This window comes from Nonomuraea sp. NPDC051298, assembly GCF_055586305.1.
The window spans coordinates 451,878-478,314 of record NZ_JBVJIM010000002.1; the positions used below are offsets into that span (position 1 = coordinate 451,878).

The window sequence follows — 26,437 nt, forward strand, 5'->3', positions numbered from 1 at the left end:
TCAAGGAACTGGGACCCACGCGAAGGGGCTGGCCCGTGGACATCACCGTGATCGGCGAGGGCACCGTTCTGGCCGCGCCCGACATCCTGCGACTGCACGCGGGCGTCGAGGTCCGGCGGGCCTCGGCCGCCGAGTCCTTCGCCGCCGCGCGGGCCGCGGCGGCCAGGCTGGCGCAGGCGCTGGCGCGGGCGGGGGTCGCGCCTCAGGACGTGACGACGGTCGAGCTGGGTCTGGGCCCCGAGTACGAGTCCTATCCGAAGGTGGCGGCCTACCGGGCGGTGCAGGGGGTCGAGGTCGTCGTGCGCGACGTGAGCCGGGCCGACCACGTCATCGACACGGTGGCGGGGGTGGGGGAGGAGGCCCGGCTCAACGGGGTGGCCTTCGAGGTGTCCGACCCGGCCGCGGCGCTGGCGGAGGCCCGCGTCAGGGCCTTCAGGGACGCCGCGGCTAAGGCGTCCCAGTACGCGGAGCTGGCCGGACGGCCGCTGGGGCGCGTGGTGTCGGTGAGCGAGGAGCTGACGGCGGGGCCGCCGCAGCCGATGCGGCAGGTGGCCACGATGGCCGCCGAGTCCGCCCCCTCGGTCAGTCCCGGCCGCCGGGCGCTGACGGTCAGCGTGAAGGTCGGCTACGACTTCGCCTGACGGCTGCTCCCACGCCACCGCGCCGCCACCGGGCCGCCATGGGTTACGGCAGGGCCAGCATCCGGTCCAGGGCGACCTTGGCCCAGTGGGTGGTGTCGTCGTCCACCGTGATTTGGTTGACCACCTCGCCCAGCACCAGCGACTCCAGCGCCCACACCAGGTGCGGCAGGTCGATCCGGTTCATCGTGGAGCAGTAGCACACGGTCCGGTCGAGGAACGAGATGTTCTTGTCGGGGAATTGCCGCGCCAGCCGCTTGACCAGGTTCAGCTCCGTGCCGACGGCCCAGCTCGAGCCCGAGGGGGCCGCCTCAAGCGTCTTGATGATGTGCTCCGTCGAGCCGACGTGGTCGGCCTTGAGCACGACCTCGTGGCGGCACTCCGGGTGCACGATCACGTTGACGCCCGGGACGCGCGCGCGTACGTCGTCGACGGACTCGGCCGTGAAGCGGCCGTGCACCGAGCAGTGGCCGCGCCACAGGATCATCCTGGCCCGCTCCAGCTCCTCGCGGGTCAGGCCGCCGGAGGGCCGGTGCGGGTTCCACACCACGCAGTCCTCCAGCGACATGCCCATCTCCAGCACCGCCGTGTTGCGGCCCAGGTGCTGGTCGGGCAGGAACAGCACCTTCCCGCCCTGCTCGAACGCCCAGTCCAGCGCGCGCCGGGCGTTGGAGGAGGTGCAGACGGCGCCGCCGTTGCGCCCGCAGAACGCCTTGATGTCGGCACTGGAGTTCATGTACGTGACCGGGATCACCTGATCGGCCAGCCCGGCGTCCTCCAGCGCCTCCCAGCACTCCTCGACCTGGTCGAACGTGGCCATGTCCGCCATCGAGCAGCCGGCCGCCAGGTCGGGCAGGATCACCTTCTGGTCGCCGGAGGTCAGGATGTCGGCGGACTCGGCCATGAAGTGCACGCCGCAGAACACGATGAACTCGGCCTCGGGCCGCGCTGCCGCCTGCCTGGCGAGCTTGAAGGAGTCACCCGTGACGTCGGCGAACTGGATGACCTCGTCGCGCTGGTAGTGGTGCCCGAGCACGAACAGCCGGTCGCCGAGCGCCTCCTTGGCCTTGCGCGCGCGTTCCACCAGGCCGGGGTCGGAGGCGGGCGGCAGCTCGCCGGGGCACTCGACCCCCTTCTCGCTGTGCGGATCGGCGCCCTGGCCGAGGACGAAGAGCGGCAGCCCAGTCTGGGTGGCCATGGCCATACCCCCTTATCGTCGTTATGACGATACTCATGATGACACACGGACGAACGTGGTCATTCCCGGGCATGCGGTACCGGGAATGTGTGACAGGGGCCGGGTGTTGGTAGCGTCATCAGTAGGACGTCGAAACAGACAGCCGGGTTAGGGAGTCAGCAGATGACGGTTGAGAGCAGCGAGACCACGGCGCAGGGCCTGAACCTGACCGACGCGGCCGCCGCCAAGGTCAAGAGCCTGCTGGAGCAGCAGGGCGAGGAAGGTCTGCAGCTTCGGGTCGCCGTGCAGCCGGGAGGCTGCTCCGGCCTGCGCTATCAGCTCTTCTTCGACGACCGTTCGATGGACGGCGACGTCGTGTCCGACTTCGGCGGTGTCAGCGTGGTCACCGACCGGATGAGCGCCCCCTACCTGATGGGTGCCTCGATCGACTTCGTCGACACGATCGAGAAGCAGGGTTTCACCATCGACAACCCCAACGCCACGGGCTCGTGCGCCTGTGGCGACTCGTTCAACTAGCACGGGCGGACGGTGGCCGGCAGGTCCCGCTCGCCTTTGTGCGCGCGGGACCTTCGCGTATTCTCGTGGGGCCCATTGGCCTGCTGACAACGAGGAAGAAGAACCCCGTGCGCATCGCCGTTACCGGCTCCATCGCGACAGACCACCTGATGACCTTCCCAGGAAGCTTCGGCGATCAGCTCATCGCCGAGCAACTCGATCGGGTGTCGCTCTCGTTCCTGGTCGATGACCTGCAGATCCGCCGTGGCGGCTGCGCCGCGAATATCGCCTTCGGAATGGGCTGCCTCGGCCTCAAGCCGATCCTCGTGGGTGCCGTCGGCAACGACTTCGCCGACTACCGCTCGTGGCTCGAGCGCCACGGCGTCGACTGCGGCTCCGTGCACATCTCGGAGACCCAGCACACCGCCCGCTTCCTGTGCACCACCGACGAGCACCACAACCAGATCGCCTCGTTCTACACCGGGGCCATGGCCGAGGCGCGGCTCATCGAGCTGCGGCCCGTGTCCGACCGCGTGGGCGGGCTCGACCTGGTGCTGATCAGCCCCAACGACCCCGACGCCATGCTCCGCCACGCCGACGAGTGCCGTCAGCGGGGCATCCCGTTCGCGGCCGACATCTCCCAGCAGCTCGCCCGCATGGAGGACGAGCAGATCCGCCAGCTCGTCGACGGCGCCGCCTACCTCTTCTCCAACGACTACGAGAAGGGGCTCATCGAGCAGAAGACCGGCTGGTCCGACGGTGAGATCCTGGGCCGGGTCGGCGTCCGCGTCACCACGCTCGGCCCCAAGGGCGCCGTCATCGACCGCGAGGGCGAGCCGTCCATCCAGGTCGCCCCCGCCCCCGAGCGCGGCAAGGCCGACCCCACCGGCGTCGGCGACGCCTTCCGCGCCGGGTTCCTGTCGGGGCTGGCCTGGGGCCTGCCGCTGGAGCGGTGCGGGCAGATCGGCAACCTCACGGCCACGCACGTGCTGGAGCGCGTCGGCGGCCAGGAGTACGAGCTGGGGCAGACGAGCTTCATCGAGCGCTTCGGGGCGGCGTACGGCGCCGAGGCGGTCGAGGAGATCTCCGGGCACGTGCGCTGCTACCACCCCTGAGCCCGGGTCATGGGCGTCGTCCCGCCACCGCTCGCGCGGCGGGACGGCCGTCCTGATGGACCGAAGAACAGCAGGCCGGAAGATTCAGTAGTTGCGTCTCACGTGGATCGCCCAGCCGCCGTCCGGCAGCTCGTACGACCCCACATGGCGATGCGACTTCAGCCTGCACCACGCCGGCACGTCCGTGTACGCCGCCGGATCGTCGGCCAGCACGGCCACCACGGCGTTCAGCGGGACGTAGTTGATCTGCTCGGCGAGCATGATGATCGGGATCGGGCACTTCTTCCCGAGCGCGTCGATCGTCAAAGCCGGCTGGGTAACCTCTGTCATGCGACTCCCGCGTCCTGCCGGATGCGGCGCACCAGCTCGGGCAGCACGGCGAGGAACCTGTCGACCTCGTCCGCGGATGTGCCCCTGGGCAGCGACACCCGGACATTTCCATGCGTCAGCACGCCCATCGCTTCCAGAACGTGCGATGGACGAAGCGTACTAGCGGTGCACGAACTTCCGGACGAGACGGCGAATCCGGCCTTGTCCAGCTCGGTCAGCAGCGCCTCGCCGTCGACGTACAGGCACGAAAAGGTCACGATGTGCGGGGCCCGGTCGACCGGGTCGCCGATGACCTCCACGTCGGGCACCACCTTCGGGACCGTCTCCCTGATCCTGGCCACGAGCCCGGAGAGCCTGGACTGCTCCTCCCGCGCCTCCGCGGCCATCGCGCGAAGGGCCGCCGCCGCCGCGACGACGGCCGGCACGTTCTCGAAGCCCGGCACGCGCCGCCGCTCGCGCTCGTCCTCCGGCAGGAACGAGCGGAACCGCGTGCCCTTGCGCACCACCAGCACCCCCACCCCGGCCGGGCCGCCCCACTTGTGCGCGCTGGCCGTCAGCACCGACCAGCCCGGCGGAACCGGCGCCCGGCCGGCCGTCTGCGCCGCGTCGACCAGCAGCGGCACCCCGTGCGCGCGGCAGGCCGCGGCCGCCTCCGCCACCGGCTGCAGGGTGCCCACCTCGTGGTTGGCCGTCTGCAGGCACGCCAGCGCCGTGCCAGGACGCGCCACCGCCTCGGCGAACCGCCCGGCGTCGACGCGCCCGGTCAGGCCCACGCCCACCGTCTCGACCGTGCCGCCCTCGCTCTCGTGCACCTGACCGGCGTGCAGCACGCTGGAGTGCTCGACCGCGCTCACCACCAGATGGCGCCCGGCCCTGCGCCTGCCGTGTAGGGTGCCGAGCACGCCGAGATGCACGGCCTGCGTGCCCGACGCGGTGAACGACACCTCGTCGGGGCGCGCGCCGAGCAGCTCGGCCACCTCCGTACGTGCCTGCTCCAGCAGCAGGTGCGCGCGGCGGGCCTGGCCGTAGAGTCTCGCGGGGTCGGCCCAGCCGGCGTCGAGAGACGCCAGCAGCGCCTCGCGCGCCTGGGGGTGGAGCGGCTCACCGGAAGCCGCGTCGAAATACGCCACGAGACTCATCGTCCCACTTGCGGGGCCATCGAGGGGTCGCGCGGTGGGGCGAGGCACCTGCACGCTAATGTGTCTGCATTCAGTCTGTGCATCTGTAAAGAAATACGAGCGCCCAAGGGAAAGACTCTTGGGCTTCATCTGTGGGGTAGGCGATCCGTGAGTCCGACTCGCCGTACGACGCGGCGTTCGTTGGCCCGGCGCAGAGTGCCGCGCGCCGCCGCTTTGGCGTTGCTGCTGGCCTCTGCTACGGCGTGTGCAAATGACTTCCCCGAGGCCGACTGGTCTCGCGGCCTTCTTCCCGACCACGTCACCGAGCAGGGCACCGTGGTCCAAAACCTGTGGAACGGGGCCTGGATCGCCGCACTCGCCACGGGCGCGGTCGTCATCGCACTGATCGTGTGGGCGGCCATCTTCCACCGCAAGCGCAGGGCCAAGGCCGAGCTTCCGCCGCAGGTTCGCTACAACCTGCCGATCGAGATGCTCTACACCTTGATCCCGCTCGTCATGGTGTCGGTGTTCTTCTTCTTCACCGCCCGCGACAGCGACGTGCTCACCAAGGTCGACGGCGACGCGGCGGTCAAGGTCAAGGTCGAGGCGTACCAGTGGAGCTGGCGCTTCACCACGACCGTCAACGGCAAGACGCTGCAGCCGGTCGCCGGCGTCCCGGTGAGCAACTACCACCAGGGGCCCCAGCTCGTGCTGCCGGCGAAGACGAAGATCGAGTTCGATCTGTCGACCGACGACGTCATCCACTCCTTCTGGGTGCCGGAGTTCCTCTTCAAGCGTGACGTCATCCCGGGCATCCCCGAGGACAGCCCCGGCAGGAAGTTCGAGATCACGACGCTTGACAGGACCGGCGTCTTCGCCGGGCGCTGCGCCGAGCTGTGCGGCGTCGACCACAGCCGCATGCTCTTCTCGGTGAAGCTCGTCAACCAGCAAGAGTGGAACCAGTACATCGCGACCCAGGCTGGGAGTGCCCAGTGACCGCCATCCAAGAACCCCTGACCACGACGCCGACGATCCGGCCCACCACCAAGGGCCAGATCCTCGCCAAGTGGATGTCCTCGACCGATCACAAGATCATCGGGCACATGTACTTGATCACGTCGTTCGCCTTCTTCCTCATCGGCGGCGTGATGGCGCTGGTCATGCGGGCCGAGCTGGCGCAGCCGGGTCTCCAGTTCACCAGCTCCGAGCAGTTCAACCAGCTCTTCACCATGCACGGCACGATCATGCTGCTGATGTTCGCGACGCCGCTGTTCGCGGGCTTCGCCAACGAGCTGATGCCGCTGCAGATCGGCGCCCCCGACGTGGCGTTCCCGCGCCTCAACATGGTCAGCTACTGGCTCTACCTGTTCGGCAGCCTCATCGCCGTCTCCGGGTTCCTCACGCCGGGCGGCGCGGCCTCGTTCGGGTGGTTCGCGTACACGCCGCTGTCGAACGCGATCAACTCGCCGGGCATCGGCGGTGACCTGTGGATCATGGGCCTGGCGCTGTCCGGCCTGGGCACGATCCTCGGCGCGGTCAACTTCATCACCACGATCATCTGCATGCGGGCGCCGGGCATGACCATGTTCCGGATGCCGATGTTCACCTGGAACGTGCTGCTGACCAGCATGCTCGTGCTGATGGCGTTCCCCGTGCTGGCCGCCGCGCTGCTGGCGCTGGAGTCCGACCGCAAGCTCGGCACCCAGATCTTCGCCTCCGACAACGGCGGCGCGCTGTTGTGGCAGCACCTGTTCTGGTTCTTCGGCCATCCCGAGGTCTACATCATCGCGCTGCCGTTCTTCGGCATCATCACCGAGATCCTGCCGGTGTTCAGCCGCAAGCCGATCTTCGGTTACATCAGCCTGGTGGCGGCGACGATCTCGATCGCGGGCCTGTCCATCACGGTCTGGGCGCACCACATGTTCCCGACCGGCCAGGTGCTGCTGCCGTTCTTCTCGTTCATGACGTTCCTCATCGCGGTGCCGACCGGCGTGAAGTTCTTCAACTGGATCGGCACGATGTGGCGCGGCCATCTGAGCTTCGAGTCGCCGATGCTCTTCTCGGTCGGCTTCCTCATCACCTTCCTCCTGGGCGGTCTGACGGGCGTCATCCTGGCCTCGCCGCCGCTCGACTTCCCACTCAGCGACAGCTACTTCGTCGTGGCGCACTTCCACTACGTGGTCTTCGGCACCGTCGTGTTCGCGATGTTCGCCGGGTTCTACTTCTGGTGGCCCAAGTTCACCGGCAAGATGCTCGACGACAAGCTCGGCAAGCTGCACTTCTGGCTGCTGTTCGTGGGCTTCCACACGACGTTCCTCGTGCAGCACTGGCTCGGCATGGCGGGCTTCCCGCGCCGCTACGCCGACTACAGCGCCGCCGACGGCTTCACCGACCTCAACATGATCTCGTCGGTGGGCGCGTTCATCCTCGGCGCGTCGACGCTGCCGTTCTTCTACAACGTCTGGAAGACCTGGCGCAGCGCGCCCAAGGTCACCGTGGACGACCCGTGGGGCTACGGCGGCTCGCTGGAGTGGGCCACCTCGTGCCCGCCGCCGCGCCACAACTTCACCTCGCTGCCGCGCATCCGGTCCGAGCGTCCCGCCTTCGACCTGCACTACCCGCACGCTTCCAGCAAGTCCGCCCCGGAGGTTGAGTCCCGATGAAGGTGCAGGGTTGGCTGTTCCTCGCGTGCGGCGTGTTCTTCGCCGGCGTCGACATCGCCTACTGGTTCTGGACGAAGTCGGCGACCGGCCACGGCGAGCCGGTCGGCACCACCGCCATGGCGATCTCGGTCGGGTTCGCGTTCATGGTGGGCTACTACCTGATGTTCACCGCGCGGCGCATCGGCGCGCAGCCGGAGGACAACAAGCAGGCCGACATCAGCGACGGCGCGGGCGAGATCGGGTTCTTCAGCCCGAGTAGCTGGTGGCCGCTGTTCCTGTGCCTGGCGGCGGCCTTCGCCTTCGCCGGGTTCGTGATCGGCTTCTGGATGTTCCTGATCGGGGTCTTCCTGATCATCATGGCCATGATCGGGTTCGTGTTCCAGTACTACAGGGGGAACTTCTCCCACTGACCACAGGCTGAGCCCCACACCTGGAGCGGGCGCCCTCCCCGGGGGAGGACGCCCGCTTTTTGGTGTTCTTTACCAGTGTACGGATGCGGTGAATCGGTCACTCAGGGTAGTAAAGGAGGCAGAAGGGGTTCGATCTTGGACGAGGGAGTACTCGTGGGGAGCGGAGCGTATGGAACGGCGGGCCTGCTGGCCTTGGCGCTGCTGACAGCGTGCTCGGCGAGCCGTCCGACGGAGAAGCCCCAGGGGGTCGCCATGGCGGGAGGGGCACGCAGCGCCCCTGTAGGGGTCTCTCCGGCCGACAAGACCTCGAACGTGCCCACGGACCAGCCCGTGGTCGTGTCGGCCACTGAGGGCAAGCTGAAGAGCGTACAGGTGGAAGGGGGCAAGGCCGGGCCGCTGAGGGGCATCCTCAGCTCCGACGGCACCCGCTGGCGCAGCCTCGGCACCGCCCGGCCGGGCACCTCGTACGCGGTCACCACCGTCTCCGTCGACGCCGCGGGGAAGCAGAACGAGACCAAGAGCACGTTCTCCACGGTCAAGGGCAACAAGACGTTCGACATCAAGACGATCACCCCGAACAAGGACGACACCGGGCTCACCGTCGGGGTGGGCATGCCGGTCATGATCGCCTTCGACGCGCCCGTCACCGACCGGGTCTCGGTGGAGCGCAACCTCTCCATCCACAGCTCCAGGCCGGTGGAGGGGGCCTGGCACTGGTTCGACGACCAGCACGTGGACTTCCGGCCGCAGAAGTACTGGCCCGCGCACACGAAGGTGCGGGTGGAGGCCAAGCTGGCCGGGGTGCGCGGCGGGCCCGGCATGTACGGCAAGCGGGACGTACAGGTCGACTTCAAGATCGGCCGCAAGCAGATCACCAAGGGCAGCACCGACGAGCACGTGCTGGTCGTCCGGCGGGACGGCGAGAAGGTCCGCACGATGCCCATGAGCGCCGGGCAGGGCGGGCAGTGGAAGTACCACACGACCTCCGGCATCCATCTGGCCATGTCGCGCGAGCCGGTCACCGTGATGACCTCGCCGGGGATCGGGCCCGGGCAGTCCGGGTACTACAGCCTCACGGTCTACAACACCGTACGGATCTCCAACAGCGGCGAGTACGTGCACAGCGCGCCCTGGTCGGTGGGCTCGCAGGGCAACTCGAACGTGAGCCACGGGTGCGTGAACATCAGCCCGGACAACGCGTCCTGGTTCATCAAGAACACCCTGATCGGCGATCCGATCATCATCACCGGCACGCCGCGGAAGCTGGAGCCCACCAACGGGTGGGGGCACTGGCAGGAGGACTGGCCCCAGTGGCTCAAGTGGAGTTCGCTGAAGGACGGCCCGACCATGATCCTGCGCCACTGAGCCCGCCCAGGCGGCCGGGCGGCTCGCTCGGCCGCTGATCCAGCCCAGACGTGCCCTGCGGCCCTGCGCCCAGGCGGGGCCTGCGCCGCCCTGCGCCCAGGCGTGCCCTGCGCCCTGCGGCCCGCTCAGGCGGTGGCGGCGGAGCCGCTGATCTCGATCCAGCGGTCGAGGGTGTCGGCCGCGGCGCCGGAGTCGACCGCCCGGACCGCGCGCGCGTACGCGCCGACCATGGCCGCGTCGAGGTCGTCGCCGGGCCCGTCGAGCGCCACGAGGGCGGCCGCCGTGTTGAGCAGCACCGCGTCGCGCACCGGGCCCGTCTTCCCGCGTACCAGGTCGTGGACGGCCTGGGCGTTGAACGCCACGTCGCCGCCCCGCAGGGCCCCCACGTCGGCGCGCGGGATGCCGAGCACGGCCGGGTCGAACGCGGCCTGCGTCGCCGTGCCGTCGCGCACGACCCACACCGTCGAGGTGCCGGCGATGGTCAACTCGTCGAGGCCGTCGTCGCCGCGGAAGACCAGGGCGGAGACGCCGCGCTCGGCGAAGACGCCGGCGAGCACCGGCAGCATGCGGGCGTCGTAGACGCCGATGGCCTGGGCCGAGGGGCGGGCCGGGTTGGTCAGCGGGCCCAGGAAGTTGAAGACCGTGGGGACCCCGATCTCCTTGCGCGTCGGCCCGGCGAAGCGCAGCGCCGGGTGGTAGACGGGCGCGAAGCAGAAGGCGATGCCCGCCTCGCGGGCCACCCGCGCCGTCTGCTCGGGCGTGAGGTCGAGCCGGATGCCCAGGTGCTCCAGGACGTCGGCGGCCCCGCAGGACGACGAGGCGGCGCGGTTGCCGTGCTTGACGACCCGGGCGCCCGCCGCGGCGGCCACGATGGCGGCCATCGTCGAGACGTTGACCGTGTGCGCGCGGTCGCCGCCGGTGCCCACCACGTCGACCACGGGCCCCTCGACGCTCAGCGGGGTGGCCAGGTCGAGCATGGTGCGCGCCAGGCCCACGACCTCGGCCACGGTCTCGCCCTTCGCCCGCAGCGCGATCACGAAGCCGGCGATCTGGGACGGCGTCGCGGCGCCGGACATGATCTCCCGCATAGCCCAGGCCGACTCGTCGGCGGTGAGGTGCTCCCCGGACAGGAGAGCGGACAGCAGCGTGGGCCAGGTCGTCCGGGAGTCCATGGGCACCTACTCGGCGTTGAGGCGGGTGGAGGAACGGCGGCGCATCAGGTCGGCCACCGTGTCGGCCAGGACCATGGGCTCGAGGGGCTGCGGCACGACGGCGTCGGCCTTCGACCAGTCGGCCAGCCAGCGGTCGTCGCGCCTGGCGATGATCAGGCAGATGGGCGGGCAGTCGTAGACCTCGTCCTTGGCCTGACGGGCGATCCCCATGCCGCCCGCCGGCTGCGTCTCGCCGTCGAGGACGGCCACGTCGATCTCGCCGGAGCCCAGCCACTGGTGCACCTTGGGCTCGGTGGCGCACTCCACGATCTCCACGAACGGTACGTCGGCCGCGGGGCGCCTGCCGATGGCCTGGCTCACCTCGGCCCTGGTGGTGGCGTCGTCGCTGTAGACGAGGACCTTCATCGTCTCGTCGGTGCTCCCAGTGGACATGGGTCGCGCTCACTATCAGTCGAAGAGGTATGGTCACCTGGGATCGTACCGGTGCGCCGGTGCGCTGACCGAGGCCACCATGCCTGGCGGGTGTTCTGTGTTGATTATCCCAGGTTGGTTGGTGGTTTGTACCTGCTAACGGGGGGTCGTGCGCCGGACCGACCACCGGAGCCGCAATAATGCTGCCCGTGGCGACAGCATCCGCAATTACTTCGACGACGACAGCCCAGTCGTACCGCAGACCGAACCTGGTCAGTGTCGGTACGATCGTCTGGCTGTCCTCTGAGCTCATGTTCTTCGCGGCGCTGTTCGCGATGTACTTCACCATCCGGTCGGTGAGCGAGGGCAAGGGCCTCGAGTGGGGACCCGCGCTCCTTCCTGCTGGCGCAGAGGCCGCGGAGGCCGCTCACCTGAACATCCCGTTCGCGACGGTCAACACGATCATCCTGGTGCTGTCGAGTGTGACGTGCCAGCTCGGCGTGTGGGCCGCGGAGAAGGGGCAGGTCGGCAAGCTCCGCTTCTGGTACATCGTCAGCTTCATCATGGGCGCGATCTTCGTCGCCGGGCAGCTGTACGAGTACATGGAGCTGGCGTCAGAGGGCGCGACCCTGTCCGCCAACGCCTACACTTCGGTGTTCTACCTGACGACGGGCTTCCACGGCCTGCACGTGACCGGTGGCCTGATCGCGTTCCTGTTCATGCTGGGACGCACGTACGCCGCGAAGCGCTTCACGCATGAGCAGGCCACCAGCGCGATCGTGGTGTCGTACTACTGGCACTTCGTAGACGTCGTCTGGATCGGTCTTTTCGCGACCATTTACATCATTCGTTAAGGAACGGGATCTCTGTGACTAGGATCACCGCTTGGCGGCGGCATCCCCTCGCGAGATATGCCGTCCTGATTTTGGCGTTGGCGCTGGTCGGGATGGTATACGCCGCCTTTGTCCAGGCGGGTAAGCCTGCCGACGCGGCGCTGGCGGCAGGCAAGGTCGACGACGTGGCCGAGGGCAAGAGCTTGTTCGTCAAGCACTGCTCGAGCTGCCACGGCATGAACGCCCAGGGCACCAGCTCGGCGCCCACCCTCGTCGGCGTCGGCGCCGCGGCGGTCGACTTCCAGATGAGCACCGGGCGCATGCCGGCCGGCGCCCCCGGGCCGCAGGCCCCGCGCAAGCCCCTGCCGGAGTGGGTCAACGAGACGAAGATCCGCCAGATCTCGGCCTACGTGCAGTCGCTCGGCGGCGGCCCGCAGGTGCCCGGAGCGGAGCAGGTCGACGGCAAGCTCGGCGACGCCGGCAAGGGCGGCGAGCTGTTCCGCGCCAACTGCATCCAGTGCCACAACTGGGTCGGCGCGGGCGGCGCCCTGACGCAGGGCAAGTACGCCCCCAACCTCAATGAGGCGACCCCCACGCAGATCTACGAGGCGATGGTCACCGGCCCCCAGGCGATGCCGGTCTTCAACGACACGACGATCACGCCGGAAGAGAAGCGTGACATGATCGCCTACATCACCCAGGTCCGCAGTCAGCGTGACCCGGGAGGTTTCGCTCTCGGGCGCATCGGCCCGGTCACCGAAGGTCTCGTGGCCTGGATCGTGGGTCTCAGCGCCCTCGCGCTCGCCGCCATCTGGATCACCGCGAAGAAGCGACAGAAGTCATGACAGACGACAACGAGCACGAGATCGAGCAGCCGGACGAGCGCGTCCCCAAGCGCGTCATCGGCACTCCCGCGCCGGGCACCTCGATGCTCGGCAGCGCGCCGGCCGCCGAGGTCGCCCAGCGCGACGTCCCCGGGGTGGCGCAGCAGGACGAGACCAAGGCGCGCAAGGCCGAGAAGATCGTGGCGCTGTGCTTCACGATCACGTTCCTGGCCTCCATCGCGTTCATCATCTCCTACGTGGTGTTCCAGGTCGGCAGCCCCGAGGCGACCGGCAACTCCAACCTGGCGCTGGGCACGTCCCTCACCCTGGCGATCCTCGGCCTGGCGGTCGGCATCGTGATCTGGGTCCGCCAGATCATGCCGAAGTACACGCTCGTCCAGGAGCGCCACCCGATGGTCTCCGACGCCGACGACCGCGAGGTGGTCGGCGAGACCTTCATCCAGGGCGCCAACGAGAGCGGCTTCGTCAAGCGCAAGCTGCTGCGCCGCACGCTGCTGCTGGCCGCCGCGCCCCTCGGCCTGGTGCCTGTGGTGCTGCTGCGCGACCTCGACAACAGCAAGATGCCGGGCTCGAGGTTCAACACCACGCTGCGCCACACGGTCTGGGGCACGAAGACCAAGGAGGGCAAGCCGCTCAGGCTCGTCGTCGAGGGCACCGGCCAGCCCATCAGGGCCGCCGACTTCAACTCGCCCGGCGGCATCCTGTCGGTCGTCCCCGAGGGCTACGAGCACGACCTGAACGCCCTGGCCAAGGCCACGCTCATCCTGATCAAGTTCCGTCCGGAAGAGCTGAAGAGCGGCACCAGGCAGAACTGGACGCACGACGGCATCGTGGCGTACTCCAAGATCTGCACCCACGTGGGCTGCCCCGCCGCACTCTACGAGCAGAACACCCACCACATCCTCTGCCCGTGCCACCAGTCGACGTTCGACGCCACCGACGGCGCGAAGGTCATCTTCGGCCCGGCCGCCCGGCCGCTGCCGCAGTTGCCGATCACCGTCGACTCCGAGGGTTACCTCATCGCCCAGGGCGACTTCGAGGTGCCGGTCGGCCCCAGCTACTGGGAACGCGGTGACGCCGAGGCCGAGGCCAGGGCCAAGGGAGGCCAGGCATGAGCGATGAGCTGAAGGCCGCGCCGAAGGCCATCACCGGGCCGTCGAACTTCCTCGACGAGCGCCTGGGCGGGGCCAACTTCCTCAAGCGCAACATGCGCAAGATCTTCCCCGACCACTGGTCGTTCCTGCTGGGGGAGATCGCCCTCTACTCCTTCGTCATCCTGCTGCTGACCGGTACGTTCCTGACGTTCTGGTACAAGCCCAGCATGGCGGAGATCGCCTACGACGGCTCTTACGCGCCGCTCAAGGGCGTCATGATGTCCCAGGCCTACGCGTCGTCGCTGGAGATCAGCTTCGACGTCCGGGGTGGTCTGCTCATGCGGCAGATGCACCACTGGGCGGCCCTGCTCTTCGTGGCCGGCATGATGGTGCACGCGCTGCGGGTGTTCTTCACCGGCGCCTACCGCAAGCCGCGCGAGATCAACTGGATCATCGGCGTGCTGCTGCTGACGCTGGCGCTGGCCGAGGGCCTGACCGGCTACTCGCTGCCCGACGACCTGCTCTCCGGCGCCGGTCTGCGGATCACCGAGGGTGTGGCGATCTCGCTGCCGCTGGTGGGCACGTACATCACGTTCTTCCTGTTCGGCGGGGAATATCCGGGCGAGGATGTCGTCTCCCGGTTCTACTCGCTGCACATCCTGCTCATCCCGGGCATTCTGCTGGCGCTGATCTCCGCCCACATGGTGCTCATGTGGGTGCAGAAGCACACCCAGATGCCGGGCAAGGGCCGCGACAACCACAACGTCGTGGGCGCCCCGTTCTACCCGGCCTTCATGGCCAAGGCGGGCGCGTACTTCCTGTTCACGCTGGCCGTGATCACCGGTCTCGCGACGTTCACCCAGATCAACCCGATCTGGCTGTTCGGCCCGTACACGCCGGCCGACGTGTCGGCGGGTTCGCAGCCCGACTTCTACATGGGCTTCCTCGAAGGCGCGCTGCGCATCATGCCGGCCTGGGAGATCAACCTCTTCGGTACGGCCCACGCGGGCACGCTGCCGCTGAGCGTCATCATCCCGGCGCTGGTGCCGATGGGCATCATCATGACGGGCCTGGCGCTCTATCCGTTCCTCGAACGCTGGGTCACGGGCGACAACCGCGAGCACCACGTCGCCGACCGTCCGCGCAACAACCCGCACCGCACCTCGATCGGCATCTCGGCGATGACGTTCTACGGTGTGCTGTGGCTGCTCGGCGCCAACGACGAGATCTCGGCCTTCTTCCACGTCAGCCTCAATCACACGACCTACGCCGGTCGAGTGCTGATCTTCGTCGCGCCGGCCCTGGCCTACCTGATCACCTACCGTATGTGCCTCGGGCTGCAGCGCTCCGACCAGGCGATCATCTCGCACGGTGTGGAGTCCGGTGTGATCAAGCGGCTGCCGCACGGTGAGTTCATCGAGGTCCACACGCCGCCGGCGGAGGACATCGAGGCTCACATGCGGGGCAAGCGGCCGGTGCCGATGCTCCCGGTCGCCGAGGACAGCTCGGGCATCCCGCCGAAGGGCATGCGCGGGCCGCTGGGCAAGCTGCGTGGGCGCATGTCGAAGGCGTACGGCGGGGAGAAGATCCCGCTGGACGACGGGCACGGCCACGAGGACGAGCACGCCGCCATCGGCGCAGGGGAGAGCGACGAGCGCAGCATCTCCCACTGACCGCTGACGCCACAACCGCACGGGCCCGGACGAGGAATCAGGAATCCTCGTCCGGGCCCGTCGGCGTCCGGAAGGCCAATGGCGGCCAATGGCGACCCCGGCCTCCGCCCCCGGCCTCGGCACGGCCTCGCTCCTGGCCCGGCCTCGGTCCCGGATCCGGGCACGCGAGAACCCGGTCCCGCCGGGGACCACGTGTGATGGAAGCAGGGAAGCCCGGCCTGCGGTTCTCGGGCCGGGTGGGTTTTCGGGGGCCCGGTGGGGTCAGTCGGCTTCGGGGAAGCCGATGGAGAAGGCGGCGTCCAGGTCGTGCCTGGAGTAGGCGCGGAAGGCGATGTGCGTCTCCGTGTGCAGCACCCCGGCCACCTTGTTGATCCGTCCCGGCACGACCTCGGCGATCTCTTCGTACTCGGCGACCCTGACCATGGCCAGCAGGTCGTATTCGCCGGTGATGGAGTAGACCTCGCTGACCCCTTCGATCTCGGCGATCGTCTGGGCGACCTCCGGAATCCGGTCTACCTCTGCGTTTATGTGGACGATTGCCGTGACCATGGGCCAACTCTACCGTTTCACCTCAAAGGTCGCCCCTCGCGAGGGCGAGGCCGATCGAGAGGGCGGTAGGCGAGATCGATGCGGGCCTTGTGCCTGGCGGCGCCCCGCGCGGGCAGGCTCCACACGCCGTCGACCTCCACCAGCCGCACCCCAGGGGACTCGAGCCAGCGCAGGATGCACTCGGTCTCCTCGGCGCTGGCGGCGTGCACCGGCCCAGGGCCGGGCAGCACGACCTCGGCCGCGGCGACCAGTGAGGCGACGAACGGGGTCGGGTGGGTGCCCTTCCGCATGACCCCGGCCGCGGCCAGCCGCCCGTAGCGGACGACGTGGATGTCCCAGCCGCCGCCGAAGGCCGGGCTGGCCGCCACGAGTTGCGGGATGCTGGTGACGGCGCTCAGCCGCTGCATGCGGGCCGCCGTGCGGACGAACGAGGCCAGCCGGTCACGGTCGACCGACGCCTCCTCGTAGCGCTGCTCCACCGACAGGCGCTCCATGCGGGCCGACACCGCGGTGAAGACGGGGGAGGCGTCGAGCGTCATGGCGCGGCGGGCGTTCTCGGCGTGCAGCGCGTACTGCTCCGGGCTCTCCTGGCCCGCGCACGGCGCTCCGCAGCGGCCCATCTCGTGCAGCACGCACGCGGCCCGCCGGGTGCGCGGCGTGATCGGCTGGGTGCACTGGCGCAGCGGGATCGCCTCGTGCAGGGCGATGCGGGCGTCGTCGGCCAGCCGGGCGCTGGTGAAGGGACCGAGGTAGGTGGCGCCGTCGTCCTTCAGCTCACGCACGATCGACAGGCGCGGGAACGCCTCGTCCGTGAGCTTGAGCCACAACATCTTCTCGGGGAAGCGCGAGCGGCGGTTGTAGCGCGGCTTGGCCCCGCCGATCAGCCGCAGCTCCCTGACCTCCGCCTCCAGCGCGGTCGAGCAGACGATGTGGCGCACCCGGTCGGCGATGCCGATCATCTCCCTGATGCGCGGCCTGGTCTCGCCCGCCGTGAAGTAGGAGCGCACCCGGTTGCGCAGGTTGGTGCTCTTGCCGATGTAGAGGACCTCGCCGCGCTCGTCCTCGAAGAGGTAGACGCCGGGCGCGTGCGGCACCGACTCTGCCAGGTGGCGCTTGCGCTGCTGCTCGGGCGTGGGGGCCCGGACGAACGACTTCAGCTCTTCCAGTGTGTGCACCTGGAACGACCCGGCCCGCTCGATCAGCCCGTGCAGCACGTCGACGGTGGCCCTGGCGTCCTGAAGGGCGCGGTGGCACGGCTCGACGGGGCTGCGGAAGAACCTGGCCAGCGTGGACAGCTTGGCGTTGGGCGTCTCGTCGCGGGTCAGCACCCGCCGGGCCAGGTCGACGGTGTCGACCACCGGGTTGACCGGCGGCGGATAGCCGAGCCCCGCGCACGCGGCCTTGACGAAGCGGGTGTCGAAGCCGGCGTTGTGGGCAACCAGCACCGCGCCCCGGATGAACTCGAGGAAGCTCGGCAGCACCGCCTCGATCTTGGGGGCGGCCACGACCATGGCGTCGGTGATGCCCGTCAGCACGGAGATGAACGGCGGGATCGGCCCGCCAGGATCGACCAGCGTGGAGAACTCGCCCAGCACCTCGCCCGCCCGCACCTTGACCGCGCCGATCTCGGTGATGGCGTCTTCGGCAGGCGCGCCGCCGGTCGTCTCGAGGTCGAACACGACGAACGTGACGTCGCTCAGCGGGGTGCCGAGCTCGTCGAGAGTGCCTTGAACCGGGTCCACGAACCAAGACCATAGAGAGCAAGACCGACAGGATCGAGTAACCACCCCTCTTGATCCTTAGTTACCCTTCCCTTTATGTCCGCCGGAAGACTCGCCGGCCGCTACTCCCTGCTCCGCCCGCTGGGCGCGGGCGGCATGGGGAAGGTGTGGCAGGCCAGGGACGAGATGCTTGACCGCGACGTCGCGGTCAAGGAGCTCACGCTGCCCGAGGGCATGTCGCCCAAGGAGCGGGCCGATTCGGTGACGCGGGCCGTGCGCGAGGCGCAGGCCACCGCGCGCCTGCGCCATCCCGGCATCGTCGCGCTGCACGACGTGGTGGTCGAGCAGGAGCGGCCGTGGCTGGTCATGGAGCTGTTGCGGGGCCGCACCCTGGCCGAGACCGTGCACGAGTTCGGCCCCATGCCGCCCACCCACGCCGCCAGGGTCGGCGCCGACGTGCTCGAAGCGCTCATGGTGGCCCACTCCCAGGGCCTGCAGCACCGCGACGTCAAGCCGGGCAACGTCTTCCTGACCGGCAGCGGCCGGGTGGTGCTCACCGACTTCGGCATCGCCAGGCAGGAGGGCCAGGCCACGCTCACCGAGCAGGGGCTGATGATCGGCTCGCCCGGCTTCATCGCGCCCGAGCGGCTGGAGGGCCACCCCGGCGGCCCGGCCAGCGACCTGTGGTCGCTCGGCGCCACCCTCTACGTCGCGCTGACCGGCGCGGCGGCCTTCGAGGGGTCGGTGGCCGAGCGCGTGCGCGCCACGCTGACCCGGCCGGTGCCCGTCGCGCCCGGTCCGCTCGGGCCGCTGGTGGCCGCGGTGATGGCCCAGCAGCCCGCGGCCCGGCCCGACCCGCGCGTGGTCGTGCAGGCGCTCAGGCAGGTGGCCGCGGGCGGCCCGGTCCCGCGCCTGCCGGTCAACGCCGACGTGACCGCTCCGGCCAGGATCGGGCGGCGCGGGCGTACCGTGCTCTGGGCCGTCGTCGCGGCGGTGGCGGTGGCCGGGGCGGGCGCGGCCGGGTTCGTCCTGCTCGACGGCGACGGCGGCGGCACGCCCACGGCGTTCACCGTGCCGATGGACGTGTGCACGCTGATCGGGCCCGAGGAGGTGGGCGCGCTGTTGCGTACGCAGAGCCCGCCCAAGGCCAAGCCGGGCTCCGACGAGGAAGGCCCCGAGTGCGACTGGTCGACGACCGGCACCGGGGTGAGCCTGCAGGTGCAGAAAGACTCCGACACCGTCGACCCCTGGTCGATGACCGAGCCGTCGGCCCGCAGGCTGTTCCAGAACCAGCAGCGCTCCTGGTCCAAATACGGCACCGTCGACTGGACCTGGCCCGAGATCGGGGTGAAGAACTCCCAGCGGGCCGCCCGCACCCCGGTGCGCCAGATCGCCGGGCTGGGGCAGGAGGCGTTCGGCTTCGAGCTGAAGGGCTCCACCGGCCGGGTCCACACGGCTGTGATCCTCTACCGGCTGGCCAATCTGGTGGTGAGCGTTCATTATTCGGCGCTGGGCGACCGGCCGACCGACGACGACATCAAGCAGTCGGCGCTGAGAGCCGCACAGGCGAGCGAGCGGACGTTGCGCGATGCCGGGTGACCTCTACTTACTGGCGGGCCGTTACCGGCTGATCGAGCGGCTCGGGCATGGCGGCGCCGGCACGGTGTGGCGGGCCATCGACGAGACGCTCGACCGGCAGGTCGCCGTCAAGCAGGTACGCGTGCCCGAGGGGCTGACCTCGCGCGAGCACGCCGAGTTCGCCGACCGGGCCATCCACGAGGCCAGGTCCGCAGGGCGGCTGCGCGATCCGGCCATCGTGCTCGTGCACGACGTCGTCCTGGAGGGCGGCCAGCCGTGGATCATCATGGACCTCGTCACCGGCCGCTCGCTCGACAAGGTGATCAAGGCGCAGGGGCCGCTGCCCCCGGGGTTCGTGGCCGCGGTCGGGCTGCGCGTGCTGTCGGCCCTGGAGGTCGCCCACGCCCACGGCATCCTGCACCAGGACGTCAAACCGGCCAACATCCTGCTCGACGCCGACGGCTCCGCCATGCTCACCGACTTCGGCATCGCCGCGCCGATGAGCGGGCAGGGCAGCAGGTTCGGCGGCGCGGGCTCGCCCGGTTACATGGCCCCTGAACGCCTCAACGAGCAGCCCTCGGGCCCCGCCTCCGACCTGTGGTCGCTGGGGGCCAGCCTCTACACCGCCGTCGAGGGCCGCGGGCCGTTCGAACGCGAGCTGCCCGCCGCGGTCGCCGCGGCGGTCCTGCTGCACGAGCCGCCGTTCCCCGCCAGGGCCGGGCGTGACCTGGGCCGCCTGCTCATGGCCATGCTGGCCAAGGATCCCGCGGTCCGGCCCTCGGCGGCGCAGGTACGCCAGGCGCTGAGCGGGCTGAGCCGCGGCGCCACGGCCTCCCACGGCGACCGGCGCGCCGCCCGTCCCCGCGGGTGGCTGCTGCCGGTCGTGCTCGCCGCCGTGGCGGCGCTGGGCGGTGGCGGCTGGTACGCGGCCACCGCGCTCGGCGGGCCCGGTCAGGAGACGGGCAGGTTCGCCAAGGCGCCCGACCCGTGCGCGCTTCTCACCTCCGCCCAGGCCGCGCAGCTCATGGAGGGCGCCCCCGACCGCACCCTCACCAGGCCGGGCGAGTGCCAGTGGCTCGTCCGCCGCGAGACGGGGGCGGCCCACCGCCTCGTCGTACGCACCTGGGCCGAGCCGCCCACCGCCGACCTCAGCGGGCCCCAGGTGGCCGAGCGCCGCTTCGGCAGCGAGAGGAGCACCCGCGCCGCGGCCGAGGGCGTCTCGGGGTCCGACAACTACGGCGGAGTCAAGGAGGTCGCCGGGCTGGGGGAGACGGCGATCGTCCAGAACCGCTTCCGTTTCGCCATGAACAGCACGGAAAGCGGCAGATCCGACAGCACACTGCTGTTCCGGACCAGTAATCTGCTGGGCGAGGTGGTATGGCAACGCGAGGACGTGAAGGCCGACGCCGACGTGGCCGACGAGGACACAGCGGTCGCCGCCGCCCGCCTGGTCGCCGCGGCGCTGGCGAAAGCGGAATGAGGCGCGAACGACATGAGGTCCGACAGCGCTGCGACCACCTCGCGAGTCGCGTGGCCGGCAGGTCACCCCGCAAGTCAGGGCAACCCCAGGAGTCTGCGTGAATCCCGGTAGCGAGTACGACCCGCCCCCCACCCCTTACCAGGTGCCGGGCGGCCCGTCCGAGCCACCGGGCAACCCTCCCGCCCAGCCACCCGCCGGGCCGCCCGCCCAGCCACCTCACGGTCGGCCGCCCGCGCAACCGCCCGCCGGGCCGCCCGGCCAGTGGTCCGCCGGGCCGCCCGGCCAGCCATACGGCCAGCCACCCGGTCAGCCACCCGGTCAGTCTCAGGGGCCGTGGCACGGTCAGCCATACGGTCAGCCTCAGGGGCAGTCTCAGGGGCAGCCGCACGGTCAGTCACACGGGCACCCGCCCGGCCGCCCTCAGGGGCAGCCTCCCCTGGTGTCGTCGGGGATGCCCGCCACGATGCCCGAGACGATGCCCCCCATGCCCCGCCCGCCCCGGCAGGGGCGGCCCGCCTGGTTGGTGCCCACGCTGGCGGCCGCGCTCGTCGTCCTGGTGGCCGCGGCCGGGGTCGGCGCCTTCCTCCTGTACGGCAAGGTCTCCGGCGTCGCCCTGCCCCCCGCGCCCACGGAGTCGCCCGCCGGCCGGTCCGCGGAGAAGCCCGCCGCCGCGGCGATCGGCGTGGATGTGTGCGCCATGCTGCCGGCGGACGAGGCCGACCGGCTGGTGCCCGACGCCACCGTGGGCAAGTCCTCCAGAGACGGCGACTACACGGTCACGTTCTCCTGCAACTGGACGAACCGGCGCATCTCGTTCGGGGAGTTCTGGCGCAGCCGCGAGATCGACGTCAAGATCGACCAGCACAAGGGCGAGAAGGCCAGGACCGGCCGGTTCATGGCCCAGAACTCCTACGAGATGGACTACAGGAACGGCAGGTTCAGCGAGACCGCCAAGCCGTCGCTCGACCCCGAGGAGAAGGAGTACATCTCCCCCGTCAAGGAGATCCCGGGCGTCGGCGACGGCGCGTTCGCGCAGTACACCTGGCGACGCGACGGCACGTCCCTCTGGTACGCCTACGGCACCGCCCACGCCCGCGTCGGCGACATGACGATCGAGGTCGAGTACCAGGCCAGCCAGCAGCGCAAGGACGCCCAGATCCTGACCAGCGAGGGCACGCAGGCCGTCACGGAGGAGAACGCCATCCGCGAGGTGAGCGGCCTGATCGCCCACTTCGCCAAGGGCGCGGCCGCCTGGCAGACGCAGCACCCCGGCGTGCTGGCCGAGCCGGAGCCGTCGGCCGGGGCGACCCGGTCGCCGAGCGCCCGTCCCACGCCCTCGCCCACCGTGCTGGCCGACTTCCCGGCCGAGTGCGGCGCGGTGACCGCGGCCGCCACCCGCATCGTGCCCGAGCCGACCACCCGGGCGCGCGGCACGGAGGTCGGCGCCGACAGCCAGACCGAGTGCCGCTGGCTCAACGTCGACCTGTCCGGGGGCGAGGGCGTCAAGAAGGTCCGCAGCGTGCTGATCACCGTGCACCGGTTCACCAACCGGGCGGGCGCGGTGGACGAACCCGCGGCCAAGTCGTTCTACGCGAGCGAGTACGGGCGCGCCAAGGGCACCGCCGGATCCGCCATCGGGCCGATCACCTGGGGCGAGCTGACCGAGGTCGAGGACCTGGGCGACCAGGCGTACCGGCAGTTCGTGCAGAGCCGCAGCGGCGAGGTCTCCGCCTCCAGCGGGTCGGTGGTCGTCCGCGAGGGCGCCAGCGTGATCGAGGTCGACTTCTCCGGCCACCAGCGCCCGGAGGGCGCGGCCATGAACTCGCCCAAGGTCGAGTTCATGTCGGAGAAGGAGGCCATGGAGGGCGTTCGCATCGTGGCCAAGGCGTACCTGGACGGTCTCGCGGGTGGTCCCGGGGGAGACTGACCCCGCTTCCTCCGGGCCGGAGCGTTCTCCTGACCCGGAGTTCGCGCAGGCAGTTAATGAGGCTGCAACCCGCTTGCAAGTGAGACAAATACCGTTATGTCTGCAAGCACTTGAGCCGCGCGATCACGTTTGTCCAGTACAGGGGCATGGGCAAACCGTAGGGATCACGCGGCTCACTTCTTTTTGCGCGACGGGCCTCCGCTACGAGGCGCCTTCACGGATCAGGAACGGGTCCAGCAGCCCGGGGACCGCGTGCGCGGCCAGGTCCAGGCCGTCGGCGCGGCCCACGTCCACCACGTCGTAGTGCCCCCGGCCCGCCGCCGTCGTGGCCGACACGGTCAGCAGGCCGGAACGGCGCTGGAAGAGCGACTCGGTGATCGTCCAGCCTGCGATGCCGCGGCGGTCGAGCGCCACCGTGCGCCGCACCACGGCGCCCCTCCTGGCGACCAGGTGGCGCGGACCCAGGGCGTGGCCGAGGCTCGCGGCGCCCGCCACGGCCAGCCACATCCCGTACGCCAGCGTCACCGCGGGCACCAGCCACACCCAGCCGCGCGCCCAGTCCCAGGGCACGAGCGCCGCGCCCGCCGCCATGACGGCCGTCGTCCCCAGGGCCCTGACCACCCGCCTGCGCCGGGCGGTGGCCGGGTGGGGCGAGAGCGAGGGCAGGCCGGTGCCGGAGACCCGGGCGGCCACCCGTACGGCCAGGGCGCGGGGGACCGGCGGGGTGAGCGCGGCGGCGTCCTCGGTCTCGTCGTCGGCCGCCTTGCCCAGGCCGGTGGCGATCGTCCGTACCCGGGCGCCGCCGCCCAGCCGCAGCAGCAGCGGCTCGGTGATCTCCACGCCGCGCAGCCTGCGCTCCTCCAGCGTCAGCGAACGGGTGGTCAGCAGGCCGCGGCGCAGCCGGAGGCGGCCGGGCTCCCGCTCCAGCCGGTAGCGGCCCCACGACTCGGCGAACAGCAGGACCGCGCCGAGCACCCCGACCGCCAGGTTGACCCCGAGCAGCAGCGGGACCGCCACCAGCGGATTCGCCGTGACCCACTCCCACGCGCCGGTCGCCACCCGGGTGGTGAGCCGCTTGACGCCGAACGAGTCGAGCACCTTGTACAGGGCGCCGAGCACGACCGCCGCGCCGGTGAACGTCCACACGGACAAGGGCGCGTAGCGGATCCACGACCAGCTCAGCTCCGCCAGCGGGCCGTCGGCGGGCTCTTCCGCCGCGTCCTGGTGCAGCAGCGTGCGGCGCAGGGCCTCCGCGTCGCGCCTGCTCAGCGGGTCGAGGACGAGTTCGGACCCCTCGGCCGCGTGCTCGCCCGTGCCGACCTTGACCACGCTCAGGCCGAACGCCCTGCGTACCGGGTCGGCGCGGAGGTCGACGCTGCGCACCCGGTCGCGGGGGACCGAGCGGTGCTGGCGGGTGGTGAGGCCCGAGCGCAACTCCAGACGCTCGGGGGTCAGGCGCCAGCGGGTGGTGCGCAGCCTGAGCAGGTCGTACGCGACGACGACGGCGACGATCGACACCGCCGCCCCGGCGCACGCGGCCACGATGCCGCCCGCCGGCCAGTCACGGCCCACCAGGAACCGCGCCAGCGGGATCGCGGCGGCCACCACGATCGCCAGCGACTTCACCCCCGACGCCCACGGACTCCGCCCGGCCAGCCCCCGCCACCCGTCGTCCGGCCCACCGGGCGGCACGGTCTCGGGGCCGGGGCCGGGGAGGGGACGCGCTTCCGCGCTCACGTCGCGTCTCCCGGCGTGGCCTGGGTGATCGCGGTCAGGCGTTCGGCCAGCTCGGCGGCCACCTCGTGATCCAGCGCCTCGATCTTGACGGCCCCCGCCGACGAGGCCGTGGTCACCGTGACGTCGGCCAGTCCGAACAGCCGCTGCACCGGCCCCCGCGCGGTGTCGACCCGTTGGATGCGCGACATCGGCGCCACCCGCCATGTGTGCGTCAGCCAGCCCTTGCGGGTGTAGACCGCCTGGTCGGTGACCTCCCACCGCTCCACCCGGTACGAGGCGCGCGGCCCCACCACGGCCAGCACCAGGCACCCCGCCGCGAACACCCCGGCGACGACGCCCAGCCAGAGCGCCCGTTCCGTGAACATCCAGTACGCCGCCACGGCCGCCCCCGCCACCGGCACCATGAGGATCAGCCACTGCACCGTCCACCACGGGACCGCCCGCGGATCGGCCCGGTTGCGGGGTGGCCGGAGCCCGGTCGCGCTCATTCCCCGCCCTCCGCTCGCCGCACCGACCCGGCCACGGCCAGCAGCGCGAAGCCGAGCACCCCGATCACGATGGACGCGAACACCTCATATCCCTTCAGGACCGGCAGGAGGTTGACCACGAGCAGGTCGTGGGCCCACCGCCACCATCCCAGCAGGGTGTTCACCAGGCCGCCCGCCCCTTGGACGAGCAACAGCCAGCCGAACACCGTCAACACCGCTTGCATGGCAACAGCCTCGCCCTGCCGCCCGGCCTCCCGCGTCGTCCGTCGGTCTCGTCCGGTACCGACTTTGGTCGCTGTCATCCGCCCGCGACAGGCCGTAACCTCGATGAACGTGACGGAACTGCGGGGAGACGGCGCGCACGCCCACGAATACCGGTGGGTGCTGCCGTCCGTGCTGCTCGGCGACCCCCGTGAGGGGCGGCGCGTGCGGCGCTCGACGCGCGACTGGATCGTCGACACGCTCCTGTTCCTGGTGGCCTGCGGCTTCACGTTCCTGTCGCTGGCCGAGCTGGAGAGCCAGCAACAGCCGGAGCCGCTGGTCGCCGTCGAGCAGGTGATGGGCGCGCTGGCCTGTGTCGCGGTGTGGGCGCGGCGCAGGTGGCCGGTCGTGCTCGCGATCGTGACCGCGCTGCTCTCGTCCTACCTGGAGCTGGTGGGTGGCGCGTCGGTGGTGGCGCTGTTCACGGTGGCGGTGCACCGGCCGTTCAAGATCTCCGGCCCCGTCACGCTGTTCAACGTCCTCACCCTGGCCCCGTACATCCTGCTGCGACCCCAGACCGACCTCGACCGGATGGAGACGGGGGCGGTCGGCGGGGCGATCGTGCTGACCGTGTTCGCGTGGGGCATCGTGATCAGGGCCAGGCGGCAGCTCGTCTGGTCGCTCAGGGAGCGGGCCGACAGCGCCGCCGAGGAGGCCAAGCGGCTCGAACGCGAGCGCATCGCCAGGGAGATGCACGACGTGCTGGCCCATCGCATCTCGATGCTGAGCCTGCACGCGGGCGCGCTGGAGTTCCGGCCCGACGCGCCGCCGGGAGAGATCGCCAGGGCGGCCGGGGCCATCAGGACCAACGCCCACCTGGCGCTGCAGGACCTGCGGGAGGTGATCGGCGTGCTGCGCCACTCGGCCCCCGACGGCGACGACGTGGTGCCCGACCGGCCGCAGCCCACGCTCGCCGACCTGCCCGCGCTGGTGGAGGAGTGCCGCCAGGCGGGCATGGACGTACGCTTCGAACCGGCCGTCGCCGACGCGCCCGAGGGGCTGGGCCGCAACCTCTACCGCATCGTCCAGGAGGCGCTCACCAACGCGCGCAAGCACGCGGGCGGGGTGCCGGTGACCGTCAGCGTCGAGGGCGAGCGGGGCAAGGGGCTGTCGGTGGAGGTGCGCAACCCGTTGTGGGCCCGCCACGGGACCCGCCATGGGGCCCGCATCCCCGGCGCGGGGGCCGGGCTCATCGGGCTGACCGAGCGGGCCGAACTCGCGGGCGGCCGTCTGGAGCACGGCGCGACGCCGGAGGGGGAGTTCGTGGTGAGCGCCTGGCTGCCCTGGCCGGTGGAGGCGACTCAGGAGGTGGACGCGTGAGTAGTGCGGCCGGGGG

The 26,437-nt window shown here is 70.7% G+C and carries 25 protein-coding genes; 15 read left to right on the forward strand and 10 right to left on the reverse strand.

The window, feature by feature from the left end:
* The first annotated feature begins 35 nt into the window (after positions 1–35).
* On the forward strand, positions 36–641 hold the full coding sequence (locus tag ACZ6S0_RS07380) for an SIMPL domain-containing protein (RefSeq protein ID WP_465914336.1): 606 nt from the start codon (positions 36–38) through the stop codon (positions 639–641).
* Between the two features lie 43 nt (positions 642–684).
* Here the strand turns inward: ACZ6S0_RS07380 and nadA are convergent, their stop codons facing one another.
* Entirely contained in the window at positions 685–1,842 is a 1,158-nt protein-coding gene (gene nadA / locus ACZ6S0_RS07385; RefSeq protein WP_465914337.1) for a quinolinate synthase NadA, read from the reverse strand.
* A 156-nt stretch (positions 1,843–1,998) separates the two neighbouring features.
* Here nadA and erpA point away from each other — a divergent pair, with 156 nt between their 5' ends.
* Together erpA and ACZ6S0_RS07395 are read left to right on the forward strand one after the other, a co-directional pair.
* The gene (gene erpA / locus ACZ6S0_RS07390) at positions 1,999–2,352 is read left to right on the forward strand and encodes an iron-sulfur cluster insertion protein ErpA (RefSeq protein WP_465914338.1); all 354 of its coding nucleotides are present in this window, start codon (positions 1,999–2,001) and stop codon (positions 2,350–2,352) included.
* A gap of 107 nt (positions 2,353–2,459) precedes the next feature.
* The gene (locus tag ACZ6S0_RS07395) at positions 2,460–3,446 is read left to right on the forward strand and encodes a carbohydrate kinase family protein (protein WP_465914339.1); all 987 of its coding nucleotides are present in this window, start codon (positions 2,460–2,462) and stop codon (positions 3,444–3,446) included.
* An 84-nt stretch (positions 3,447–3,530) separates the two neighbouring features.
* Here ACZ6S0_RS07395 and ACZ6S0_RS07400 read toward each other — a convergent pair whose 3' ends face one another.
* A complete protein-coding gene (locus ACZ6S0_RS07400) occupies positions 3,531–3,776 on the reverse strand; it encodes a sulfurtransferase TusA family protein (RefSeq protein ID WP_195899870.1) in 246 nt (81 codons plus the stop codon).
* The gene (locus tag ACZ6S0_RS07405) at positions 3,773–4,915 is read right to left on the reverse strand and encodes a cysteine desulfurase family protein (protein ID WP_465914340.1); all 1,143 of its coding nucleotides are present in this window, start codon (positions 4,913–4,915) and stop codon (positions 3,773–3,775) included. Before ACZ6S0_RS07405 ends, ACZ6S0_RS07400 begins: the two co-directional genes overlap by 4 nt.
* Before the next feature lie 195 nt (positions 4,916–5,110).
* On the opposite strand from ACZ6S0_RS07405, the gene ctaC reads away from it, so the two are divergent.
* The 4 genes from ctaC (at position 5,111) to ACZ6S0_RS07425 (ending at position 9,332) form a co-directional block, all read left to right on the forward strand.
* Positions 5,111–5,890 carry an aa3-type cytochrome oxidase subunit II gene (ctaC, locus tag ACZ6S0_RS07410; protein WP_465915216.1) on the forward strand — a complete coding sequence of 260 codons (780 nt, stop codon included), beginning with the start codon at positions 5,111–5,113 and terminating at the stop codon, positions 5,888–5,890.
* Between the two features lie 74 nt (positions 5,891–5,964).
* Entirely contained in the window at positions 5,965–7,557 is a 1,593-nt protein-coding gene (ctaD, locus tag ACZ6S0_RS07415) for an aa3-type cytochrome oxidase subunit I (RefSeq protein WP_465915218.1), read from the forward strand.
* Positions 7,554–7,967: a cytochrome c oxidase subunit 4 gene (locus ACZ6S0_RS07420; RefSeq protein WP_465914341.1), complete on the forward strand. Its 414-nt coding sequence runs from the start codon at positions 7,554–7,556 to the stop codon at positions 7,965–7,967. Before ctaD ends, ACZ6S0_RS07420 begins: the two co-directional genes overlap by 4 nt.
* Positions 7,968–8,120: 153 nt before the next feature.
* Positions 8,121–9,332 (forward strand): L,D-transpeptidase, encoded by a 1,212-nt coding sequence (locus tag ACZ6S0_RS07425; protein WP_465914342.1) that lies wholly within the window; start codon positions 8,121–8,123, stop codon positions 9,330–9,332.
* Positions 9,333–9,457: 125 nt separating this feature from the next.
* Here the strand turns inward: ACZ6S0_RS07425 and trpD are convergent, their stop codons facing one another.
* Together trpD and ACZ6S0_RS07435 are read right to left on the reverse strand one after the other, a co-directional pair.
* Positions 9,458–10,504, reverse strand: coding sequence for an anthranilate phosphoribosyltransferase (gene trpD / locus ACZ6S0_RS07430; RefSeq protein ID WP_465914343.1), 1,047 nt, complete (start codon positions 10,502–10,504; stop codon positions 9,458–9,460).
* Positions 10,505–10,510: 6 nt separating this feature from the next.
* Positions 10,511–10,936 carry a hypothetical protein gene (locus ACZ6S0_RS07435; RefSeq protein ID WP_344892428.1) on the reverse strand — a complete coding sequence of 142 codons (426 nt, stop codon included), beginning with the start codon at positions 10,934–10,936 and terminating at the stop codon, positions 10,511–10,513.
* 179 nt (positions 10,937–11,115) lie between these two features.
* Here ACZ6S0_RS07435 and ctaE point away from each other — a divergent pair, with 179 nt between their 5' ends.
* From ctaE to qcrB, 4 genes are read left to right on the forward strand one after another with little or no spacing between them, the layout of a single operon-like run.
* Positions 11,116–11,769, forward strand: coding sequence for an aa3-type cytochrome oxidase subunit III (ctaE, locus tag ACZ6S0_RS07440; RefSeq protein WP_344892425.1), 654 nt, complete (start codon positions 11,116–11,118; stop codon positions 11,767–11,769).
* Between the two features lie 14 nt (positions 11,770–11,783).
* The gene (qcrC, locus tag ACZ6S0_RS07445; RefSeq protein WP_465914344.1) at positions 11,784–12,593 is read left to right on the forward strand and encodes a cytochrome bc1 complex diheme cytochrome c subunit; all 810 of its coding nucleotides are present in this window, start codon (positions 11,784–11,786) and stop codon (positions 12,591–12,593) included.
* Positions 12,590–13,708, forward strand: coding sequence for a cytochrome bc1 complex Rieske iron-sulfur subunit (gene qcrA / locus ACZ6S0_RS07450; protein WP_465914345.1), 1,119 nt, complete (start codon positions 12,590–12,592; stop codon positions 13,706–13,708). The genes qcrC and qcrA overlap by 4 nt, the downstream gene beginning before the upstream one ends.
* Positions 13,705–15,360: a cytochrome bc1 complex cytochrome b subunit gene (gene qcrB, locus ACZ6S0_RS07455; RefSeq protein WP_465914346.1), complete on the forward strand. Its 1,656-nt coding sequence runs from the start codon at positions 13,705–13,707 to the stop codon at positions 15,358–15,360. Before qcrA ends, qcrB begins: the two co-directional genes overlap by 4 nt.
* 261 nt (positions 15,361–15,621) lie before the next feature.
* On the opposite strand, the gene ACZ6S0_RS07460 is transcribed toward qcrB, so the two are convergent.
* Entirely contained in the window at positions 15,622–15,909 is a 288-nt protein-coding gene (locus ACZ6S0_RS07460) for an Lrp/AsnC family transcriptional regulator (RefSeq protein WP_344892413.1), read from the reverse strand.
* A 17-nt stretch (positions 15,910–15,926) separates the two neighbouring features.
* On the reverse strand, positions 15,927–17,651 hold the full coding sequence (locus ACZ6S0_RS07465; RefSeq protein ID WP_465914347.1) for a DEDD exonuclease domain-containing protein: 1,725 nt from the start codon (positions 17,649–17,651) through the stop codon (positions 15,927–15,929).
* Between the two features lie 75 nt (positions 17,652–17,726).
* Here ACZ6S0_RS07465 and ACZ6S0_RS07470 point away from each other — a divergent pair, with 75 nt between their 5' ends.
* The 3 genes from ACZ6S0_RS07470 (at position 17,727) to ACZ6S0_RS07480 (ending at position 22,615) form a co-directional block, all read left to right on the forward strand.
* Positions 17,727–19,229, forward strand: coding sequence for a serine/threonine-protein kinase (locus ACZ6S0_RS07470; RefSeq protein WP_465914348.1), 1,503 nt, complete (start codon positions 17,727–17,729; stop codon positions 19,227–19,229).
* Positions 19,219–20,688: a serine/threonine-protein kinase gene (locus ACZ6S0_RS07475; protein ID WP_465914349.1), complete on the forward strand. Its 1,470-nt coding sequence runs from the start codon at positions 19,219–19,221 to the stop codon at positions 20,686–20,688. Before ACZ6S0_RS07470 ends, ACZ6S0_RS07475 begins: the two co-directional genes overlap by 11 nt.
* A gap of 484 nt (positions 20,689–21,172) precedes the next feature.
* Positions 21,173–22,615 carry a hypothetical protein gene (locus ACZ6S0_RS07480; RefSeq protein WP_465914350.1) on the forward strand — a complete coding sequence of 481 codons (1,443 nt, stop codon included), beginning with the start codon at positions 21,173–21,175 and terminating at the stop codon, positions 22,613–22,615.
* 201 nt (positions 22,616–22,816) lie between these two features.
* Here the strand turns inward: ACZ6S0_RS07480 and ACZ6S0_RS07485 are convergent, their stop codons facing one another.
* The 3 genes from ACZ6S0_RS07485 to ACZ6S0_RS07495 are packed head-to-tail and all read right to left on the reverse strand — an operon-like array spanning position 22,817 to position 25,064.
* The gene (locus ACZ6S0_RS07485; RefSeq protein ID WP_465914351.1) at positions 22,817–24,352 is read right to left on the reverse strand and encodes a PH domain-containing protein; all 1,536 of its coding nucleotides are present in this window, start codon (positions 24,350–24,352) and stop codon (positions 22,817–22,819) included.
* Entirely contained in the window at positions 24,349–24,840 is a 492-nt protein-coding gene (locus ACZ6S0_RS07490) for a PH domain-containing protein (protein WP_344877155.1), read from the reverse strand. Before ACZ6S0_RS07490 ends, ACZ6S0_RS07485 begins: the two co-directional genes overlap by 4 nt.
* Positions 24,837–25,064, reverse strand: a complete 228-nt coding sequence (locus ACZ6S0_RS07495; protein WP_465914352.1) for a hypothetical protein — start codon at positions 25,062–25,064, stop codon at positions 24,837–24,839. The genes ACZ6S0_RS07490 and ACZ6S0_RS07495 overlap by 4 nt, the downstream gene beginning before the upstream one ends.
* Positions 25,065–25,173: 109 nt before the next feature.
* On the opposite strand from ACZ6S0_RS07495, the gene ACZ6S0_RS07500 reads away from it, so the two are divergent.
* Positions 25,174–26,421, forward strand: coding sequence for a sensor histidine kinase (locus ACZ6S0_RS07500; RefSeq protein WP_465914353.1), 1,248 nt, complete (start codon positions 25,174–25,176; stop codon positions 26,419–26,421).
* The last annotated feature ends 16 nt before the right edge of the window (positions 26,422–26,437 follow it).

Excerpts from the sequence above, each read along its gene's own strand:
- nadA (WP_465914337.1), bottom strand. The coding sequence starts at position 1,842 with ATGGCCATGGCCACCCAGACTGGGCTGCCGCTCTTCGTCCTCGGCCAG.
- erpA (WP_465914338.1), top strand. The coding sequence starts at position 1,999 with ATGACGGTTGAGAGCAGCGAGACCACGGCGCAGGGCCTGAACCTGACC.
- ACZ6S0_RS07400 (WP_195899870.1), bottom strand. The coding sequence starts at position 3,776 with ATGACAGAGGTTACCCAGCCGGCTTTGACGATCGACGCGCTCGGGAAG.
- ACZ6S0_RS07405 (WP_465914340.1), bottom strand. The coding sequence starts at position 4,915 with ATGAGTCTCGTGGCGTATTTCGACGCGGCTTCCGGTGAGCCGCTCCAC.
- ctaD (WP_465915218.1), top strand. The coding sequence starts at position 5,965 with ATGTCCTCGACCGATCACAAGATCATCGGGCACATGTACTTGATCACG.
- ACZ6S0_RS07420 (WP_465914341.1), top strand. The coding sequence starts at position 7,554 with ATGAAGGTGCAGGGTTGGCTGTTCCTCGCGTGCGGCGTGTTCTTCGCC.
- trpD (WP_465914343.1), bottom strand. The coding sequence starts at position 10,504 with ATGGACTCCCGGACGACCTGGCCCACGCTGCTGTCCGCTCTCCTGTCC.
- ACZ6S0_RS07435 (WP_344892428.1), bottom strand. The coding sequence starts at position 10,936 with ATGTCCACTGGGAGCACCGACGAGACGATGAAGGTCCTCGTCTACAGC.
- ctaE (WP_344892425.1), top strand. The coding sequence starts at position 11,116 with ATGCTGCCCGTGGCGACAGCATCCGCAATTACTTCGACGACGACAGCC.
- qcrA (WP_465914345.1), top strand. The coding sequence starts at position 12,590 with ATGACAGACGACAACGAGCACGAGATCGAGCAGCCGGACGAGCGCGTC.
- qcrB (WP_465914346.1), top strand. The coding sequence starts at position 13,705 with ATGAGCGATGAGCTGAAGGCCGCGCCGAAGGCCATCACCGGGCCGTCG.
- ACZ6S0_RS07460 (WP_344892413.1), bottom strand. The coding sequence starts at position 15,909 with ATGGTCACGGCAATCGTCCACATAAACGCAGAGGTAGACCGGATTCCG.
- ACZ6S0_RS07470 (WP_465914348.1), top strand. The coding sequence starts at position 17,727 with ATGTCCGCCGGAAGACTCGCCGGCCGCTACTCCCTGCTCCGCCCGCTG.
- ACZ6S0_RS07475 (WP_465914349.1), top strand. The coding sequence starts at position 19,219 with ATGCCGGGTGACCTCTACTTACTGGCGGGCCGTTACCGGCTGATCGAG.
- ACZ6S0_RS07480 (WP_465914350.1), top strand. The coding sequence starts at position 21,173 with ATGCCCCGCCCGCCCCGGCAGGGGCGGCCCGCCTGGTTGGTGCCCACG.
- ACZ6S0_RS07490 (WP_344877155.1), bottom strand. The coding sequence starts at position 24,840 with ATGAGCGCGACCGGGCTCCGGCCACCCCGCAACCGGGCCGATCCGCGG.
- ACZ6S0_RS07495 (WP_465914352.1), bottom strand. The coding sequence starts at position 25,064 with ATGCAAGCGGTGTTGACGGTGTTCGGCTGGCTGTTGCTCGTCCAAGGG.